Source organism: Williamsia sp. Y712 (assembly GCF_059445525.1).
The window spans coordinates 771,739-788,621 of record NZ_JCAIUN010000004.1 but is presented as its reverse complement, the minus strand read 5'-3'; the positions used below and the strand labels follow the sequence as shown (position 1 = coordinate 788,621).

Sequence of the window (16,883 nt, the reverse complement as noted above, 5' to 3'; positions counted from 1 at the left end):
GCACGATCAGCGGCTCCGCGGGATATCACCGCGATCCTGGGGATGCACACGCCGGCAGCCAAAGGTGTTGTGGCGGTGTACATCGTGGCCATCACCATCGTGGCCGCCGCGACCCGGCAGGGGATCAGTTCTTTGTGGCCGGTGGCCGTGGGACTGGTGATCCTGGCGGCAGGCACCATCGCGCTGATCACCGTGCCGGGCGACCCACTGCCCGTGCCCGCGACCTGGGCGCTGGCCGCGGCCGGACCGATCGCGTCCGCGCTGATGCTGTGGGTGATGCCGGTTCCGCTCGAGGTGCCGCTACAGGGGTGGACGCACGGGGCGGGCACAACGATTCTGTGTTTCATGTCGGTACGCGGACGCTGGATCAGCGCATGGTGGGGATTGCTCGCCATGGCAGTGGTCTACGGACTGTGGGGTGCGTTCACCGACCAGGGATTCCTGTTCGGAGTCGGGATGGTGGTCATCGACGGTGGGCCCCTGGCGATGGCGACCCTGCTCTCGTTTACGTTGCGGCCCAATGGAAAGGCCGTCTTTGCGTTGCGTGATGCCGCCACTGCGCGGATCGCCGCGCTGTCGGCCGCACGTGCGGCGACCGAAGAACGAGACGCCCGTCTGCGGCAGCTCGATGAGATGGCCAGGCCCCTTTTGGAGCGCATCGCGACCGCCGAAGAGTTCAGTCCGCACGAGGCGGCAACCTATGAGCTGGTCGAGGCGAACCTGCGTGACCGCCTCCGAGCGCCCGCGCTGACAACCCCCGAAATCGATGCGGCCGCGCGGCTGGCCCGGGCCCGCGGCGTGGAGGTGATCCTCATCGACGATCACGGGATGGACGCGACACCGGCCGCCATCAGTGAACTACTTCGCGGACGGATCATCGACACACTCCGGGACGCACACGACGGCGACATCTGCGTGCGGATCCTGCCCCCAGACCGGCCCGCGCTGGCGTCGATCTATGTTCATGACCGCGCCGGAACCCGCCGCATCACCTTCGACCATGCCGGGACCGAAGTTCAGACGTAGCGAGAAGCGATGTCATCAACGGGTTTTCGATGCCCCGATTTGTAGGGCCCCCTAGTCGGGGGACCCCGCAAGATCCGTCTGGTGCTCCCACGTCGGCAGCACTAATTTCGAGTACACATCGCCGGTCAATCCGCGGCCGGCGACCAGAAGATCGGAAACACCGTGCACACGATGGAAGCTGTCGTACCTGTGACCAGACCGTCCCTGAGCGCCCGCGAGATCGAGGTTCTGCGGACGTGGCTCGTCTGCAACACCAAAGATGCAGCCGCGCGCAGCCTGTTCATCTCCGGCTCCACGGTCAACACCCACATCACGCGGATCCGCGACAAGTACGACGCAGCAGGCCGCCCAGCGGTCACCAAGGCGGTCCTGCTCGCACGTGCCCTGCAAGACGGTTACATCACCGTCGACGAGTTGTGAGCCGGGTCAGCCCTTGGTGACGTTCACTTCTTTGACCGGGTTCGCGATCTGCTGGGTCTTCTTGTACAGCCAGGCGATGACAGCGACGAAGACGACAACGCCCAGGATCTCGGCCCAGCTGGTGAAGCTGTCCCCGACAACCGCCAGCGGACTCTCGTCACCGGTGGCCGCGACGATGCCGGCGAACACGACGCCGAACAGGCTTTCGCCGACGATCAAGCCGGTGGCCAGGAGCACGCCCATCCGCTTCTTGCGTTCGACGTTGCCGCCGCTCCGAACGGCCCACCGGTTGTAGAAGGTGCCGATGATGGCGCCGACCGGGATGATCAGGGTCAACGCGATCGGCAGGTACATGCCCATTCCGACGGCCAGCGGCGGCAGGCTCAACTTGGAGGTCGACCGCGAGAGGATCTCGTCGACGATGATGACGCCGACGCCGATCAGGGCGCCGAGACCGATGAGGTTCCAGTCGAGGTCGCCGCCGAACACGCCTTCGGCCAGCGATGAGATCAACGCGGCCTGCGGGGCGGCGAGTGCGTCGTCACCGGCGCCGGGGGCACCGGCGAAACCGAACGCGGTGTTCATGAGCCCGAGGATCGGCGGAATGACCGCCGATCCGAACAGGACGCCGATGATCAGCGCGACCTGCTGCTTCCACGGCGTCGCGCCGACGAGTTGACCCGTTTTGAGGTCCTGCAGGTTGTCGTTGGAGATGGTTGCGACACCGAACACCACTGCGGTCACGAACAGGGTGAAGGCGATCAGCGCGGTGTTCTGCGCGTCGTCGGCGTCGCCGTAAACCATCTTGATGAGCAGTGCGGCAAGGATGGCGACCAGGATTCCGACACCCGAGATCGGGCTGTTCGACGAGCCGATGAGTCCGGCCATGTATCCACAGACCGCCGCGACCACCAGGCCGATGACGAAGACGAAGATGATGCTGACGGAGATGATGCCGGTGGCGGTCCCATGCAGTGCGGTGTTGTGGACAAAGTCCCAGAGCAGCAAGCCGATCGGGATCAGGGCCACCAGGATCACGATCGCAACCATGGTGATCGGGATGTCCTGCTCGGTCAGATCGACCTTGTCGCCCTTACGCCGCGCCCGGGCCGAGACCAACGAGTTCTGGATGCCTCGCAGGATCGGGCCAATGATCTTGAGCAGCGTCCAGATCGCTGCGATGGCGATGGCGCCTGCACCGACAAACCGAACGTCGGAGGAGAAGATGCTGCTGACCCCGTCGAGCAGCGACTCACCGGCAGGGAGTTCGCCGTTGGTCTGAATGGGGAGCAGGATGCCGAACGAGATGACCAGACCGACGAGCATGGCGATACCGACGGTGAGTCCCACCAGGTGACCTACGCCGATCAGGGCCAACGACAGGCTCGCGCCCCACATGGTGCCACCGGCGCCGACCTTGATCGCACCGGCCAGAGAGTTGCTGAGCACCTTCAGTGCCGCCAGCAGCGAGAATCCCGCGGCCGCGACCGAGCCCATGATGATGATCCGCATACCGCCGCGGTTTTCCTCGGCGCCCGCGTTGGTGTCTCCGACCTTCAACACCTCGGCGGCGGCCACACCCTCGGGGTAGGGCAGATCAGATCCCGTCACCAGTGCTCGTCGCAGTGGGATGGAATACATGACGCCGAGAATGCCGCCGATCGCACACAACGCCACGGTGATCCAGTAGGGAAATCCGGTCCACCAGCCGACCATGATGAGGCCGGGCAACACGAAGATGATGGCCGAGAGCGTGCCCGCTGCCGACGCAATCGTCTGGACGATGTTGTTCTCGACCACGGTGTGGTTGGCGAAGTTGCGCAGGATGCTCATCGAGATGACTGCGGCCGGGATGGCGGTGGCGAACGTGAGGCCGACCTTCAAGCCGAGGTAGACATTCGCGGCTGTGAATACGAGAGTGATCAGACCACCGAGGATGATCCCTCGCAGCGTCAGCTCGCGCAGACCGGACGACTTCGTACGCGTTGCCGTCACATCATCTGTGGACATTTGCGGCTACCCCTCACACCAAATGGGTTCATTGATCGATCACCGTCGCGATCCGACGGTCCTCGTTGACTTTGACACTCTATGTGTCAAACGTTATGTCTGATCAGTGCACCCCGCGTTCACGGTCGCGGATGTATTTCAGCTCACATCGTGAGCGGGTGTCTCACTTATTGACCGCCGTCGCGGCCCCGATCGTGGGTGGAGCTGCATCGGAGATGCCCTAGGAGTTCGTGGACCACGTCGCTCGCGGATTGGACCACTGGAAATCTGGCTGCAGCAGTTCGATCGATTCGCGACCGAGCCACATCGGGGTATTCGGTGGCTGCGTCGAATACAGGCCTCGCGCGGCGGCGGCGGTCCGCTCGTATTGGCTCGGCCAGTCAATCGAAGCCGCCAACGCGTCGATCCTTTGTTGTCCGCGTGCGAGCGCACTGTGGACATGGACCGGCGCCGGGAGAAGGTTCGACTTGGCTCCGTTGCATCTCGGGCAGGCAAGAACGAGGTTGGCGAGGCCGTCGATGCCCACACGCGACCAGGGGAGTACATGGTCGACATGTGCTCCGGTGCCCATACCGCCGCGGCAGTAGAAGCACTGCGCACCATATTCCCGATACAGCACGCCTCGAGCGCGGTCCAGTGAGATCCGGTCGATGCCGAAGAGGTGTCCGGCAAGATCCGGGGTGTCGTCCTGGAGGAATGGGTTCAGCCGTCGAACATCGTCCACCCAGGCGATCTGCAGGGCAGGTTTCAACAGTGCAGACAGTCGAGCCAACGCGTGCCCGACACCGGGGAAGAGCCGAATGATGTTGCCCTGCTGTGCAATGGCTGCGGCGGACACCTTGTCGTGCATCCAACTGTCGTCATAGAGAAAACAGGTGTGCTCCGGATCCTTCGTGACCCGCTGCAGTCGATGCAGCGGCTGTTGCACCAGGGTGAGTTTCACTACTTCGCGTGTCGACGAATAGAGCTCTGGCGCACGGCGGCTGGCGACCTCCACCGCTATCTCGAAACGCGGTGGCGAGGTGGCGAGCTTGAGCGCGCGCACTGCGTTGGGGATTCGCGCGGTCGGGTTGGTCGACTGCCTCAGATAGTGACCGTCGAGTTCTCGGACTTGCCGCCAATAGAGCGCGATGACCCGGTCGGCGAGGTCGTCGAGATCAACATCCAATGCTGCGTTCGGGTCGACGGGGGTGTTCTCGACGGCATGGTCGAGCAACGCCAGCAGGGTCGCGAGCTTGTAGGTCGCGACGCGGCGACCTTCCTCGAGCACGTTCATGAGTTGCTGGCCAAGTGCGAGTGGATCACGGGCATCGAGGTTGTGCACGGTGCAACGGTATCCGGCTTGTCGGTGCCCGGCGATACGGTGCGCGCACGAGTCGCCCATGGGGATGGGCGATGGCAACAAGGGGGAAATTATGACTGTAGGGGTGGAATTTCGTGTCGGTGCGCTCGCGAGCGCGTGTGAACGAGACTTGGGAGACCCAGCGCAGTGGATCGCGCCGCGCGTCTATCCGAAAGCGTTGGCGCTGTGCATCATTGATGCGATCTATTCGACGGGGGCGCGGCATGTGACCGTTGAGAACATCGTCGAGCGGTACGGCATCTACCGCGCCGCACAGGGTGGTGACATCACGCAGGACGGAGCGCCCGAGTTACTCAAGACTTTTCGCGAGTTGGGTGACGCGTCGGAGTGGGCATCAACGATCGGTAATCGGAGGCCGACGTCGTCGACGCCCGGTGCGCCGCTGAAAGCGCAGGCGGTCAACGATGTTGCGAGCCGGCTTGTCGATCTCGGAATCGATACTGCGGCCGACTTGCGCGACGTGGCCGATTCCGATGCCCTCGACGCGGTCAAGAAATCGTGGCTCGCGGTGCCGGGACAACGATCGGGTGTCACGTGGGCGAATGTGTTGACGCTCGCCGGTGTCTCCGCCGTCAAGGTCGATCGCGCAATCGTCGGTTATGTTGCGCGCGTCTTGGATCTTCCCGTTGATGAAGTGACTCCCGCCATGGCGGGCGAGATCATCAGTAATGTTGCAGCACAGAAGCATTGGAAAGTTGGCCACACGGAGCATGCGATCTGGCGGCTGGGGTCCAAGCGCCCGGTACGCGAACCCGTCCTGCCGGTGGCCACTGAGTAGCGGGTGCATCTCACGCGCCGGGCGGTTCTTCGGGACCGTCCGGTGTGTGGCGGGGAGGCTGGCATCCCAAACTCGATGAGCGGCTGAGTTGGTGTTCGGGCCAGAAGGGAGGGCTGAATCCCGATGCGGGAACCTTAAAGTGACACTTTCCAATTCAAATAGTTAGGTTGGCGAGGGATCGGGCGCGGGTGCTGACCGATCTGCAAATGCAAGGCGGACAGCACCTTTCATCCATATTTTTTGCGTTGCTAACGATGACACCAGTTCTGGGGCCAACGGAACGGCTGGCTGGAAGTTGTCGGACCGTGCCATTAGTTTCATGGGAGACAGGCAGTCAATCCGTCGGCTGCCGACCGAATGATCGGATCGAAGATGTTCACGATGAATCAGGCCACAGTCGAGATAGTAGCCAGGCCGAGCTTGAGTGCGCGGGAGATTGAAGTCCTTCGTGCGTGGCTTTTGTGCGACTCCAAGGACGTTGCTGCCCGCACGCTGTTCATCTCCTCGGCGACCGTGAACACCCACATCGCTCGCATCCGTGACAAATACGATGCTGTCGGTCGGTCGGCGGCATCGAAGACGTCGCTGTTGGCCCGCGCACTTCAGGACGGTCTCATCACGGTTGAGGAGCTCTGACCGAGACTCGTACGACTCCCTGGCGGGTCGGGCAAAACGCGACCACATCGGCCTCCGCAGGCTGGCGAAGGACTACACGCCTCGCCGGACCCCACGGGGCCGATGTTGGCAGCTCGATTGATGGCTACTCATCCTCGGACGAGGTGCCGCTCTCCAGGATGCTCACGATGGAGTAGAGCGAGAAACAGATCGCGCCCAATCCGGTGAGCACACGAGGGGCGATGAACAGGTTCGAGTTGTCCACCGCTCCTTGGAAGACGAAGGCGGCGAGGAACAAGCAGCACAGGGCGGTGAGGACGGGAATGAGGGGTACGCGGTTGGCGAGGCTGAACGTCCGTCGCCACACCAGGGCCAACAGGGCGACCTTGCTGAGGATGCTGAAGCAGACGAGTCCCAGCCCGATCAGCAAGAAACCTGGCGTCAGGTAGTACTCCTTGCTGTTCATGCCGAGGACAACAATTCCCCAGACGACACCCAGTGACCCCATGGCGATCACCAGCCAAGGCCAGACGGTCCGTTCCTTCGGCTGATAGGTGTTCTGTACCTGCCGAACGATGCTGAGTACCAAGCCGATCAGGCTCGTGCAGATCATCGCCAGGCCGGCGACGACGTGACCGACCGTGAACCGTCCCGGGGTCGTGGTCTGCACCAAATTGATGATCGCGAACACCCACGCGGTGATGGCCAACGCCATCGGGATCAGCGACAACACCAGCACCGATGCCCCTCCAAACGCCGCGGCGGGCGGGTGCTTGTCATTCTCCGGTTGACTCGAATTCTGCGGGATGAGCGAGAACTTGGTGGATGCGGTCGCGACCGTCGCAACACATCCACTGATCAGCCCGAGGCCGAAGACGACGTGTCCGGCGATATACTCCTTGCCCTGTCCTTCCGCCTCGGCAAAGATGATGATGCCGTAGACGGACGTTCCGATCGCCACGAGGAATCCGAGCGTCGGATAGAAGATCTTGTCGATGATGGTGAAGCGGCCGATCAACTGCCGGATAATCGTGGCGGCGGTACAAAAAAGGCAGATGCAGATCGCAGCGAGGAAAGTGACCACCCGGCCGGCGACGAAGTTGCCCGGCGCGTCCCCATCCGTCCAGATGAAGATGCCGTAGCCGATACACACCCCCGCCATGGCCAACGGGATCGCACGAAAGACGACACTCATCCAGTAATTCATGCCACTCACGACCTCGTAGCGTTGCCGGTAATCACACCGTTAGGAGTGATGCTCGATACTTCTGAGGTGGGCATCTGGGGTGGAGCGGTGGTCCATGAGCCCGTATTTGCAGTAAACCACGGCAGGAAAGAGCGTCGAGCCGTTTCGCGTCAACGGGCGAGGAGCGGGCGGATTCCCGGATACGCAGATGCTTTCGTGTCAGGAATTCCGGTTCAGAGATTGTCCCTGTTTTGGTATATGTCCGGAATGCCGTCGTGGTCGTCGTCGCGCTCTTCTTCTTCCTGAATCCTGCGGTAGTGCCGGTTTCGGGCTCGCAGCAGAACCGATGCGATCAGCGCTGCGCACAGAGATCCGGTCAGCACGCCGATCTTGACGACTTGGTCGCGCTCGGAGCCCAGGCCGAAGGCAAGGTCACCGATGAGTAGGGACACGGTGAATCCGATGCCGGCCAGTATCGAGATGCCGAGGACGTCGATCCAGCGAACGCTGGCGTCGAGGGAGGCCCGCGTGAACGCCGACAGCAGTCGGGTGGTGCCGAAGATACCGATTGCTTTGCCGAAGACGAGACCGAAGATGATGCCGAGGGCGATGGGGTCACTCAACGCATCGGTCAGGCCGTCGAGACCTCCGATCGCGACGCCGGCGGCAAAGAACGCGAAGATCGGGATGGCGATGCCCGCCGAGATGGGCCGGATTCGGTGTTCGAAGTGCTCGGCCAGACCGATTCCGGCTTCCGGGCCGCCGGCCGCCTTGCTCCGGAGAACCGGAACGGTGAACCCGAGCAGAACACCGGCGACCGTGGCGTGGATCCCGGACTCATGGATGAACACCCAGGTCAGGGCGGCCAGCGGAATGAGCAGCCACCAGGATCGGATTCGGCGCTGGACGCAGATGGCGAACAGCACCAGCGGTATCGCGGCGAGCGCGAGGGCGCCGAGGTCGATGTCCTCGCTGTAGAAGACGGCGATCACGGTGATGGCAAGGAGGTCGTCGACCACAGCGAGGGTGAGTAGGAACGTCCGCAGGGCCACCGGTAGATGCGTAGAGATCACTGCCAGGACGGCGACCGCAAACGCGATGTCGGTCGCGGTGGGAATGGCCCAGCCTGCGGTGGCGCCGTCGCCGACGTGGGCGGTGAACGCCACAAAGATGACGGCAGGCACGACCATGCCGCCGACTGCCGCGGCGATCGGAAGGACCGCACGCTTCGGATCGCGGAGGTCCCCGGCAACGAATTCACGTTTGAGTTCAAGGCCGACGACAAAGAAGAAGATCGCGAGCAGTCCATCGGCAGCCCAGGTGGCCAGGGACAAGTCGAGGTGGACGCCCAGTGCGTCCGTGCCGACCTGGAACTCGCTGAGATCGGTGTAGGAATCGGACCACGGCGAATTGGCCCAGATCAGCGCAACCACGGTAGCCACCAGCAGGATTGCGCCACCGATGGTTTCTTTGCGGAGGATGTCGGCGATGCGCGATGACTCAGCCCAAGAGCCGCGGGCAAAGAGTGGCGATGGGGTTTTTCGGTCCTGTGCTGACACGTTGTGTCCTATCCATGGGTCGGCGAAGGGCGACACGTACGAACCATCGATCGACGGTATGAGCACGCGGCCGACCAGACTTCCCGGCACACCGCCGGTAACGTTACCGCCTGGCAAATGGGCATCAGCAGGTGGCGCAGGAATCAGAGGCGGTGGCATCGATCGGCTGCTCACGCGGCAGACTGTTGCCCATGTCTGAGGAAGATCTGAGGCCGGCTGAGTCCGGCAAAGCGGTGACTGATGCCCGGTCACCGCTGTTCGGCTGGTCGCTGGTCGGTAGCAACGAGGTGGTTGCACCGCAGGAACGGCTGTCGTGGCCGCGCACGGTGGGCATCGGATTGCAGCACGTGGTGGCCATGTTCGGTGCGACCTTCCTGGTGCCGGTCCTCACCGGATTCCCGCCGGCGACGACGCTGCTCTTCTCCGGCATCGGCACGATCCTGTTCTTGCTCATCACGCGCAACCAGTTGCCGAGCTACCTCGGTTCGAGTTTTGCGATCATCGCACCGGTACTCGCCGCGACGGCCTCGCATGGTCACGGGTCGGCGCTGGGCGGCATCGTGATGGTGGGCGCGGTACTGATCGTCATCGGCGTGGTGGTGCAATTCGCGGGCACCGGCTGGATCCACGCTTTGATGCCGCCGATCGTGACCGGAACCATCGTCGCGCTGATCGGCCTGAATCTCGCGCCGACCGCCAAGTCGAACTACGAGCAGGATGCGGTTACGGCCACGCTGGTCCTGGTGCTGCTGATCGCCTCGCTGGTGTTGTTCAAGGGCTTGCTCGGACGGCTCGCGATTTTCACCAGTGTCGTCATCGGCTATTTGTTTGCACTGGTTCGCGACAAGGTCGACACCGATCCCATCGGAGCCGCCGATTGGGTTGGCCTGCCCGACTTTCAGCCGCCGACGTTCCATCTGTCCGTGCTGCCGATGTTCTTGCCGGTTGTGTTGGTGCTGGTGGTCGAGAACATCGGGCACGTCAAGTCGATCAACACCATGACCGGCATCAACTACGACCACAAGATCGGTCGGGCGTTGGCCGCCGATGGTATCGCCACGGTCTTGGCGGGTAGCGGTGGCGGTTCTGCCACAACGACTTACGCCGAGAACATCGGTGTCATGGCGGCCACCAAGGTGTACTCGACAGCTGCCTATTGGGTGGCAGGCATCGCCGCCGTGTTGCTGGGTATGTCGCCGAAGGTGGGTGCGGTCATCGCATCGGTTCCGCCGGGTGTCCTCGGTGGTGTGACCACCGCGCTGTACGGCCTCGTCGGAATCCTGGGAGTGCATATCTGGGTGACCAACAAGGTGGACTTCTCCAAGCCCGTCAACCAGTTCACCGCAGCCATCGCACTCGTGATAGCCATCGCTGATTTCTCTTGGACCATCGGCGATTTGAGCTTCGGTGGAATCGCGCTCGGAGCCATTGCGGCATTGCTGATCTACCACGTCATGCGCGTGGTCGGCGGCTGGCGCGGAACAGTTGTGGTGGACAAGGCCGACGTGGAGTAGGGCGGGCGCGCAGTGGCCGACCGTCGGCGGTGCCTTTATCGTCCGGTCAGCCCTGTAGCCCAGCGGATCAGGATGCTTGCCAGGGTTGTTGACCAGCCACCCTGGTCAAGTGGGCGCGGAGGGCGTCAGCAACTATTTCGGGGTTCTCGAGCATCGGAATGTGGCCGACGCCGGAGAGGGTGACCTCTTCGACGTGGTCGGGCAGTTCATCGATCAGTCGCTGCATGCACTTGTTCCGGGTGAGGAAGGTGTCGAACTCGGACAGCATCAACGATGCCGGCGCGGTGACACGACGGATGGCTCGGTCCGTGAGCGGTCCATCGCGGAGATAGGCCAGTTGCATCGGCAGGTAGATGGGACAGCGAGAAACTGCGCGGATCGTGTTCACCGCGTCGTCGGGGACGACCGCAGTCATGTCACGGACGCAGTTTCGGATGATCGGGCGTTGAAAGACCTCGCGAGTTGTCACTCGATCCCCGAACATGCGGGCAGCAGCGGCGAGCGGAAACTGTGCGATGAATACCAAGCCAAGTCGAAACTCGGTGTAGGAAAAGCGTTTCCACCCGCCGCTGGGGTTTATCGCAGCGAGGGATCTCGCGCGGCCGCGGCGTTCGAGTTCGAATCCGATCTCTCCGCCCAGCGAGCTTCCGGCTATATGGCAGGTTTCCCAACCGAGCTTGTCGAGTTCACGTTCCACGCCATCGGCGATCCCGCGGACCCCTACATCGCGCAGTCGCAGCCGAGGTCCGGCCCAGTGTCCTGGCATCGTCATCGCGAGGACGTCGTAGTCACGTGAGAGGTTGTCGACAACGCTGTGCCATGAATGATGGGACAGCGTGTATCCGTGTAGCAGCAGCACGGGCTCACCCGATCCAGCTCGGTTCATAGGTGTCACCAAGCCCCCCTCGCGCCCCTTGACCACTCAGTAGTAGCAAAGTGCTCTGGACGTGTCCAGCGATGAGACCGTGTTGCTCGGGACGGGCTGCTTGCCGATGCTGTTGCACTGGGACAAGGCATCTCGAGTGGTTGGACGAATATCGGTAGCACGATCTCCGCTGCGGAGGTTCGCCCACAGTGAAGAAGTCATGCCGGGCCTGCCGACTCGTCGAGGAGTTCAGGGTCGCCGCCGAGGAAGTCCGCGTTGGCCTGTACCCATCCGGCCAGCGTGAGGCAGAACTCTTCTCGCCGGGGCGAAACTGCCCGTAATGTCCGACGCACGAATGATCTATGGCGGAGGTGCTTCATGGTTCGGGTCAATGTCCGAAGGTGGGGGAGTGGAGATCGCGACGCGGTTCTCATCCATGGCCTCGGCAACTCGTCGGAGTCGTGGTGGGAGGTCGGACCGGAGCTTGCCCGTCGTGGCTTCAACGTGCATGCCGTCGATCTGCCAGGGCACGGACACAGTGAGCATCTCGACGAGTATTCGGTCGAGGCGCTGGTGGATGCAGTTCTGGACGCGGTGCCGGCGGAACCGGCGCTGGCGCTGGGACATTCGCTCGGTGGGTTGGTTCTGGCGCATGCCGTCGAAGTGTTGCGTCCCGGCGTGGCCGTTTATGAGGACCCGGCCTGGAGTGTGGCGGTCGACCCGGCCGTCGTGGACTCGTTCCGCGCGCAGAAAGGTTGGACTGCCGAGGATGTCGACGTGGTGTACCCGAAATGGAGTGAGGGGAGCAAGGCTCGCAAACTGGCCGCGCTCGGGCAGTGGGACGAGCGGATCCTGGACGGTCTGAGTTCGTTCACTTCAGCGCGAGTGACTGCGCCGGCTGTTCGATCCATTGTGGTGCTCGCCGATCCGAGCCACCTGGTGCCCGCGGCACGTGCCGCGGAATTGCGCGCCGCCGGATTCGACGTGCGCTCCGTCCGTGACGCCGGGCACGTTGTTCATTTCGACGACTTCGCAGGCTTTCTGGAAGCGCTGGATCTGGCCCGATTCGACGCACAGACGACGGGATGAATGCACGCGGACGACCGCTGAAGACCGTCGCAAGCGAGGCCGCTCGGCCGACGAGGTCAGTCTGGCCGGAGTGCCTCTACGTCGGGGGATGTCGGCAGACTCTTGCGCCGCCGTGTTGGGTTGTCGGGCAACACCACCGCACGTAGACCGGCCCGCAAGGTTTCCTTGGTCTGGGTCCACCCGTCGGCCTCGTGGAGGCAGGCGCGGGCCTCGTCCCGGTCGCCACGTTCTGCGGCGTCGTCGGCGGCGCGACGCCAGGAGATTGCCTCGTCGGTGCTGATCCGGAGATACCTCAGGATCGCGTCGCGGTCGTAGTCGCAGATCTCGGCAACCTCGTGTGGGGCCAGGGTGCCGGTGCCCTCCGGATCGAGGTGCAGCAGGACCATCAGGGCGGGCGGTAGGCCGTCATAGAGGTCGGCTGGATCAGTTGATGCCGCCGCGACTTCGCCTGTCACGCCTGCGCAGGCGATCTCGCGCGCGATCAGGCCGGCACCGATACGCATGAACTTGAACCAGGTATGCAGGGCGTCCTCGACGGCTGAGGGTGTGAACACCTTCGCGTCGATGCTGATCTGGGCCACGGCATGGTTGCGGGAGACGACGAAGTCGATCTCGGGCCAGTGCGGCCCATGGAGATCGAACACTGCACGCACGTGTGGGTTCGTGTCGATGTCCGGCGCGAGCATCGTGAACAGATCGATGTATGACCCGGTGGCCCGCACACGCAGCCACGAGGTGAGGCCACCGAGCGTGAAGGTGATGTCCCCATCGTGGTCTTTTGTGATGGGGTCGCAGGTCACCTGGGCGAGGACTCCCTCGACCAGGGCCTGTAGATGGGCCGGACCGCTCGGTCGGACCGAAACGTCTGCTGGTGGCGCCCCGTCGTCGTCGCTGCCCAGGGCGGGCCGGTCGAAGAACGCGGGATGGACCACCTGCCAGTGCTCCCGGATCAACGAGGTGGCCTCTACGGCCAGTTTGTCGACGTGGCGACGACCGACTGTCAGCATGAACTCACCTGAGGTGAGTTCGCGCCAGCCGCGCTCGAGCAGGGCCGCAGAGGCCTCGCTGTTGGCAGGCCAGAGATACCGCGGGAATTCCGACGACAGCCCGCAGCGAATGCGGCCTGCGCGCGTGACGGTGAAGGTGAGCGCCTGCGCATGCTCTTCAAATGCCGGGTCGGGCCGGTCGAGGACATGGCGCTCGCCGTGCTTCAGATCGGCGAGGGTGTCGGCCAGGGACAGCCGGAATCGAGCCCACGAATCGTCCATCGAACTGTCGAAGTCGATCGGATCGGTCATGGTTGCTCCTGACTGTTGCTGGACCGTATGCCTGAGACCCTATAGCGCATCTGATCGTTACGGTCATTGAGCTCGTTTTAGGTTATCGGCAAGGTCCGACAACCAGGTATCGGAGCTGGTCAGACGGAGACTCTGAACTTTGATCGAGGTGTGAGCTGGGCCTCTCCGTCGTAAGTGGATCGCAACGCCAGTTCGGTGAATCGGCTGTAGGGAGCATCCGCATGGCCAAGGTGATCGCGACCATCAGCCTCAAAGGGGGCGTGGGTAAAACGACGGTGACTGCCGGGGTCGCGGAAATCCTGGCGGGTGAGTTCAAGCAGCGGGTACTGCTCGTCGACCTCGATTCGCAGATCAACCTGACCACGATGATGATCGGTGAGCAGCGCTGGTCAGAGCTGAATGGGGCCGGCCGGACGCTGGCGACACTGTTCAACGACGCACTGGACGGCACCAGTGACTTTGTTGTCGGGACCGCGGTACAGCGGTCGGTGTCCTCGGTGGGGACGGTGCAGGGCCTCGACCTGTTGCCGTCGTCGCTGGACCTCATCGAAGTCCAGGAAGAGGTCAGCGCACTGCGGGTCCGGGCCGACGACACCTTGGCCGCGGTCACCATTGTCCGGGACGCGATTGCGCCGATCCGCGACTCGTACGACTACATCCTGGTCGATTGCCCACCCAACGTCGGTCCGATCACACTCAACGGATTGGCGATGGCCGACGGCTACATCATCCCGGCCATCCCGGATGTGTTGTCCACCCATGGAATCCCGCAGATCCAGCGGCGGGTCAAAGAGTTCAGCGACGAGATAGGCCGCCAGATCGTGGAACTCGGTGTGGTGATCACCAAGATGCGTGCGAACTCGACGGTCCACCAGTCGACGATCATGAAGCTGCGACGTGATCCGAACATCCAGAATGTGCTGCCGAACTACCTGCCGGAGTCCAATTCGATTGCGGGTGCGGCGGAGTTTCAGGTGTACTCGACGTTGAAGATCAAATACGGCACGCACGGCCAGTTCGATCAGTTCCGGGGACTGACAAGGAATCTGATGGTGGAGGCAGAACGGAAACTATGACACCGCAACCGGCACCAGTAGCCGACCAGCTCGCCCTCGATGACCCGATTGGTGCTTCGCTCAACGGGTTTCATGCAAATGTGTCGCAGGTCCGGGGTCGGGTGAGGCGATTCGAGCCGGACGTCTCGATGTTCATGTCGATCCCGGCCGACCCCACCCCTGACGACTGGGCGTCGGCGGCAGCACTGGCGGTGGCATCCGGGGCGATCCTGTTCAGCGTCGACCCGTACGAGGTACCCGAGTATTGGCCGGCCACCACAGTCGATCTCGTGCAGATGGTGGCCGACAATGTCAGTGGTGCAGGCGATCCGGACGCCGTGGTCCTGGGTGCGGCCGACGTGCCGGAGATGTTGGAACTGACCGCCGCGACCAAGCCCGGACCGTTTGCGGTCCGGACCATCGAACTCGGTACCTATGTGGGTATCCGCGACAGGGGACAACTGGTGGCGATGGCGGGGGAGCGGATGCGTGTGCCCGGGTGGACCGAGATCAGCGCGATCTGTACGGCCCACAGCCATCGGGGGCAAGGGTTGGCAGCGCGACTCGTCCACACTCTGGTCGGGCAGATCGAAGCCCGCGATGAACAGGCCTTCCTGCATGCGGCGACCACGAACACATCAGCGATCGAGCTGTACAGACGTCTCGGTTTTCGTGAGCGACGGCGACTGGTGGCCACCGGCTTGAGTGCGATCTGATCGCCATAGACCTGGTGCGCCCTCAGGCGTGAGGCCTGGACTGGAGCATTCGTTCGCGGAGGCTGTCGTAAATCGGTTGTGACCCCGCGAACTGCGCGACCACCACGGCCATCGCGGTCGCGGCGATCATCGGGACCGTGACCGATGTGATCGCGGTCATCTCGATGACGATCACCATCCCGGTGAGCGGGGCCCGGACCACGGCGCCGAAAAATGCCGCCATACCGACGATGGCCATGGCGATTTTGAGTGACGAGTCCACGCCCGGCACGAAAATGTCTGCGACACCGACGAATAGGACACCCCAGAGGGCGCCGACTGCGAGTAGCGGAGCGAACAGGCCGCCGGGCGTGGCTGCTGCGTACGACAACGGGCCGGCGAACAATCGGACCGCGAGGTAGCCGGCGACCGCGGTCAGCGCCATGCTGCCGCCACCGATCAACCTCTGTGCCAGGTCATCACCGCCACCTGCCGCGAGCGGTTCGACCGCCAGGAGTCCGCCGATGACCGCGCCGATGGCGGCTGCTTTCACTGGTTTCGGGATGGCGGGGAAGCGTGCAAGAAGATCGAGTGAGCCGAGCACCAGCCTGATGTAGAAGACCCCGAGCAAACCTGTGAGAAGGCCGAAGACCACGAACACCGGCAGCAGCGTGATCGAAGGGGAGTCGACGGCCCTGACCGCGAAATCGGGGTGGTCGCCGAGGATGATCCGTGAACAGCCCACGCCGACCGCAACGGCCAACAATGTCGGAATGGCCGTGCGGAGGCGGAAGGACTTGGTCACCTCCTCGAACACGAACAACGCGCCCCCGATCGGGGCGTTGAACGCAACGCCGAGTCCGGCGCCGGCCAGCGAAGTCTGCATCAGGCGGGAGTCACCGTCGTCGAGCCGAGCGCGGCGGCCGGCTTCGGCGCCGATCACCGCCCCCATGTGCACGGTCGGGCCCTCCCTGCCCAAGATGAGTCCGGATCCGATCGACAGCAGACCGCCGATGAACTTCGCGGGCAGCACCCGCAATGGTGGGGGCTCGGCTTCGCCACGGGAGACAGCCTCGACGTGCTGGATACCGCTGCCCGCTGCCAGTGGGACCCATCGGACGATCAGCGCGGCCAGTCCGGCGCCGGTGGCGGTGACGGCAACCGGGACGAGCCAGCCCGGCCCGGGCAGTTCATGCGCCCACTCGAGCATGTCGCCGCGCCACCGGTCGGCTTCGCGCAGGCACCAGCGGAATGCGCCGCCGATGAATCCGATCAAGATCCCGCAGACAACAGCCAGGACGCAGAGGATCCCGATCCCGCGAACCGACTCGAGACCATCGTCGGAAACCGCTCGAGATTCCGCCAACTTGCCTGCCCTCTCCCGCTGTGACGTGGTGATTGTCACTGGAT

At 63.5% G+C, this 16,883-nt stretch carries 16 protein-coding genes; 8 read left to right on the top strand and 8 right to left on the bottom strand.

Features of this window, described 5'->3' with window-relative positions; genetic code table 11:
- Positions 1 to 42: 42 nt before the first annotated feature.
- Both AC1D75_RS26860 and AC1D75_RS26855 read left to right on the top strand, forming a co-directional pair.
- Positions 43 to 1,026, top strand: coding sequence for a DUF8320 family protein (locus tag AC1D75_RS26860; protein ID WP_495518354.1), 984 nt, complete (start codon positions 43 to 45; stop codon positions 1,024 to 1,026).
- A 189-nt stretch (positions 1,027 to 1,215) separates the two neighbouring features.
- On the top strand, positions 1,216 to 1,446 hold the full coding sequence (locus AC1D75_RS26855) for a LuxR C-terminal-related transcriptional regulator (protein ID WP_495518353.1): 231 nt from the start codon (positions 1,216 to 1,218) through the stop codon (positions 1,444 to 1,446).
- Between the two features lie 6 nt (positions 1,447 to 1,452).
- Here AC1D75_RS26855 and AC1D75_RS26850 read toward each other — a convergent pair whose 3' ends face one another.
- Positions 1,453 to 3,456, bottom strand: a complete 2,004-nt coding sequence (locus AC1D75_RS26850) for an OPT family oligopeptide transporter (RefSeq protein ID WP_495518352.1) — start codon at positions 3,454 to 3,456, stop codon at positions 1,453 to 1,455.
- Positions 3,457 to 3,676: 220 nt separating this feature from the next.
- A complete protein-coding gene (locus tag AC1D75_RS26845) occupies positions 3,677 to 4,780 on the bottom strand; it encodes an HNH endonuclease (RefSeq protein ID WP_495518351.1) in 1,104 nt (367 codons plus the stop codon).
- 58 nt (positions 4,781 to 4,838) lie between these two features.
- Between AC1D75_RS26845 and AC1D75_RS26840 the strand changes: the two genes are divergently transcribed.
- Both AC1D75_RS26840 and AC1D75_RS26835 read left to right on the top strand, forming a co-directional pair.
- A complete protein-coding gene (locus tag AC1D75_RS26840) occupies positions 4,839 to 5,597 on the top strand; it encodes a DUF8548 family protein (protein ID WP_495518350.1) in 759 nt (252 codons plus the stop codon).
- Positions 5,598 to 6,017: 420 nt separating this feature from the next.
- A complete protein-coding gene (locus AC1D75_RS26835) occupies positions 6,018 to 6,233 on the top strand; it encodes a LuxR C-terminal-related transcriptional regulator (protein ID WP_495518349.1) in 216 nt (71 codons plus the stop codon).
- Positions 6,234 to 6,357: 124 nt separating this feature from the next.
- Here AC1D75_RS26835 and AC1D75_RS26830 read toward each other — a convergent pair whose 3' ends face one another.
- A complete protein-coding gene (locus AC1D75_RS26830; RefSeq protein WP_495518432.1) occupies positions 6,358 to 7,419 on the bottom strand; it encodes a DUF2776 family protein in 1,062 nt (353 codons plus the stop codon).
- A 212-nt stretch (positions 7,420 to 7,631) separates the two neighbouring features.
- Entirely contained in the window at positions 7,632 to 8,957 is a 1,326-nt protein-coding gene (gene nhaA / locus AC1D75_RS26825; protein WP_495518348.1) for a Na+/H+ antiporter NhaA, read from the bottom strand.
- A 191-nt stretch (positions 8,958 to 9,148) separates the two neighbouring features.
- On the opposite strand from nhaA, the gene AC1D75_RS26820 reads away from it, so the two are divergent.
- Entirely contained in the window at positions 9,149 to 10,471 is a 1,323-nt protein-coding gene (locus AC1D75_RS26820; protein ID WP_495518347.1) for a uracil-xanthine permease family protein, read from the top strand.
- Between the two features lie 67 nt (positions 10,472 to 10,538).
- On the opposite strand, the gene AC1D75_RS26815 is transcribed toward AC1D75_RS26820, so the two are convergent.
- Together AC1D75_RS26815 and AC1D75_RS26810 are read right to left on the bottom strand one after the other, a co-directional pair.
- The gene (locus tag AC1D75_RS26815; protein ID WP_495518346.1) at positions 10,539 to 11,357 is read right to left on the bottom strand and encodes an alpha/beta fold hydrolase; all 819 of its coding nucleotides are present in this window, start codon (positions 11,355 to 11,357) and stop codon (positions 10,539 to 10,541) included.
- Positions 11,358 to 11,554: 197 nt separating this feature from the next.
- Positions 11,555 to 11,689, bottom strand: a complete 135-nt coding sequence (locus tag AC1D75_RS26810) for a hypothetical protein (protein WP_495518345.1) — start codon at positions 11,687 to 11,689, stop codon at positions 11,555 to 11,557.
- A 25-nt stretch (positions 11,690 to 11,714) separates the two neighbouring features.
- Between AC1D75_RS26810 and AC1D75_RS26805 the strand changes: the two genes are divergently transcribed.
- On the top strand, positions 11,715 to 12,425 hold the full coding sequence (locus AC1D75_RS26805) for an alpha/beta fold hydrolase (protein WP_495518344.1): 711 nt from the start codon (positions 11,715 to 11,717) through the stop codon (positions 12,423 to 12,425).
- Positions 12,426 to 12,481: 56 nt separating this feature from the next.
- Here AC1D75_RS26805 and AC1D75_RS26800 read toward each other — a convergent pair whose 3' ends face one another.
- Positions 12,482 to 13,723 (bottom strand): TY-Chap domain-containing protein, encoded by a 1,242-nt coding sequence (locus tag AC1D75_RS26800; protein WP_495518343.1) that lies wholly within the window; start codon positions 13,721 to 13,723, stop codon positions 12,482 to 12,484.
- A gap of 221 nt (positions 13,724 to 13,944) precedes the next feature.
- Between AC1D75_RS26800 and AC1D75_RS26795 the strand changes: the two genes are divergently transcribed.
- Together AC1D75_RS26795 and AC1D75_RS26790 are read left to right on the top strand one after the other, a co-directional pair.
- Positions 13,945 to 14,799 carry a ParA family protein gene (locus tag AC1D75_RS26795; protein WP_495518342.1) on the top strand — a complete coding sequence of 285 codons (855 nt, stop codon included), beginning with the start codon at positions 13,945 to 13,947 and terminating at the stop codon, positions 14,797 to 14,799.
- Positions 14,796 to 15,494 (top strand): GNAT family N-acetyltransferase, encoded by a 699-nt coding sequence (locus AC1D75_RS26790; protein WP_495518341.1) that lies wholly within the window; start codon positions 14,796 to 14,798, stop codon positions 15,492 to 15,494. The genes AC1D75_RS26795 and AC1D75_RS26790 overlap by 4 nt, the downstream gene beginning before the upstream one ends.
- A 22-nt stretch (positions 15,495 to 15,516) precedes the next feature.
- Here the strand turns inward: AC1D75_RS26790 and AC1D75_RS26785 are convergent, their stop codons facing one another.
- Complete coding sequence (locus tag AC1D75_RS26785) at positions 15,517 to 16,872, bottom strand: ClC family H(+)/Cl(-) exchange transporter (RefSeq protein ID WP_495518431.1); 1,356 nt, start codon at positions 16,870 to 16,872, stop codon at positions 15,517 to 15,519.
- Positions 16,873 to 16,883: the final 11 nt, after the last annotated feature.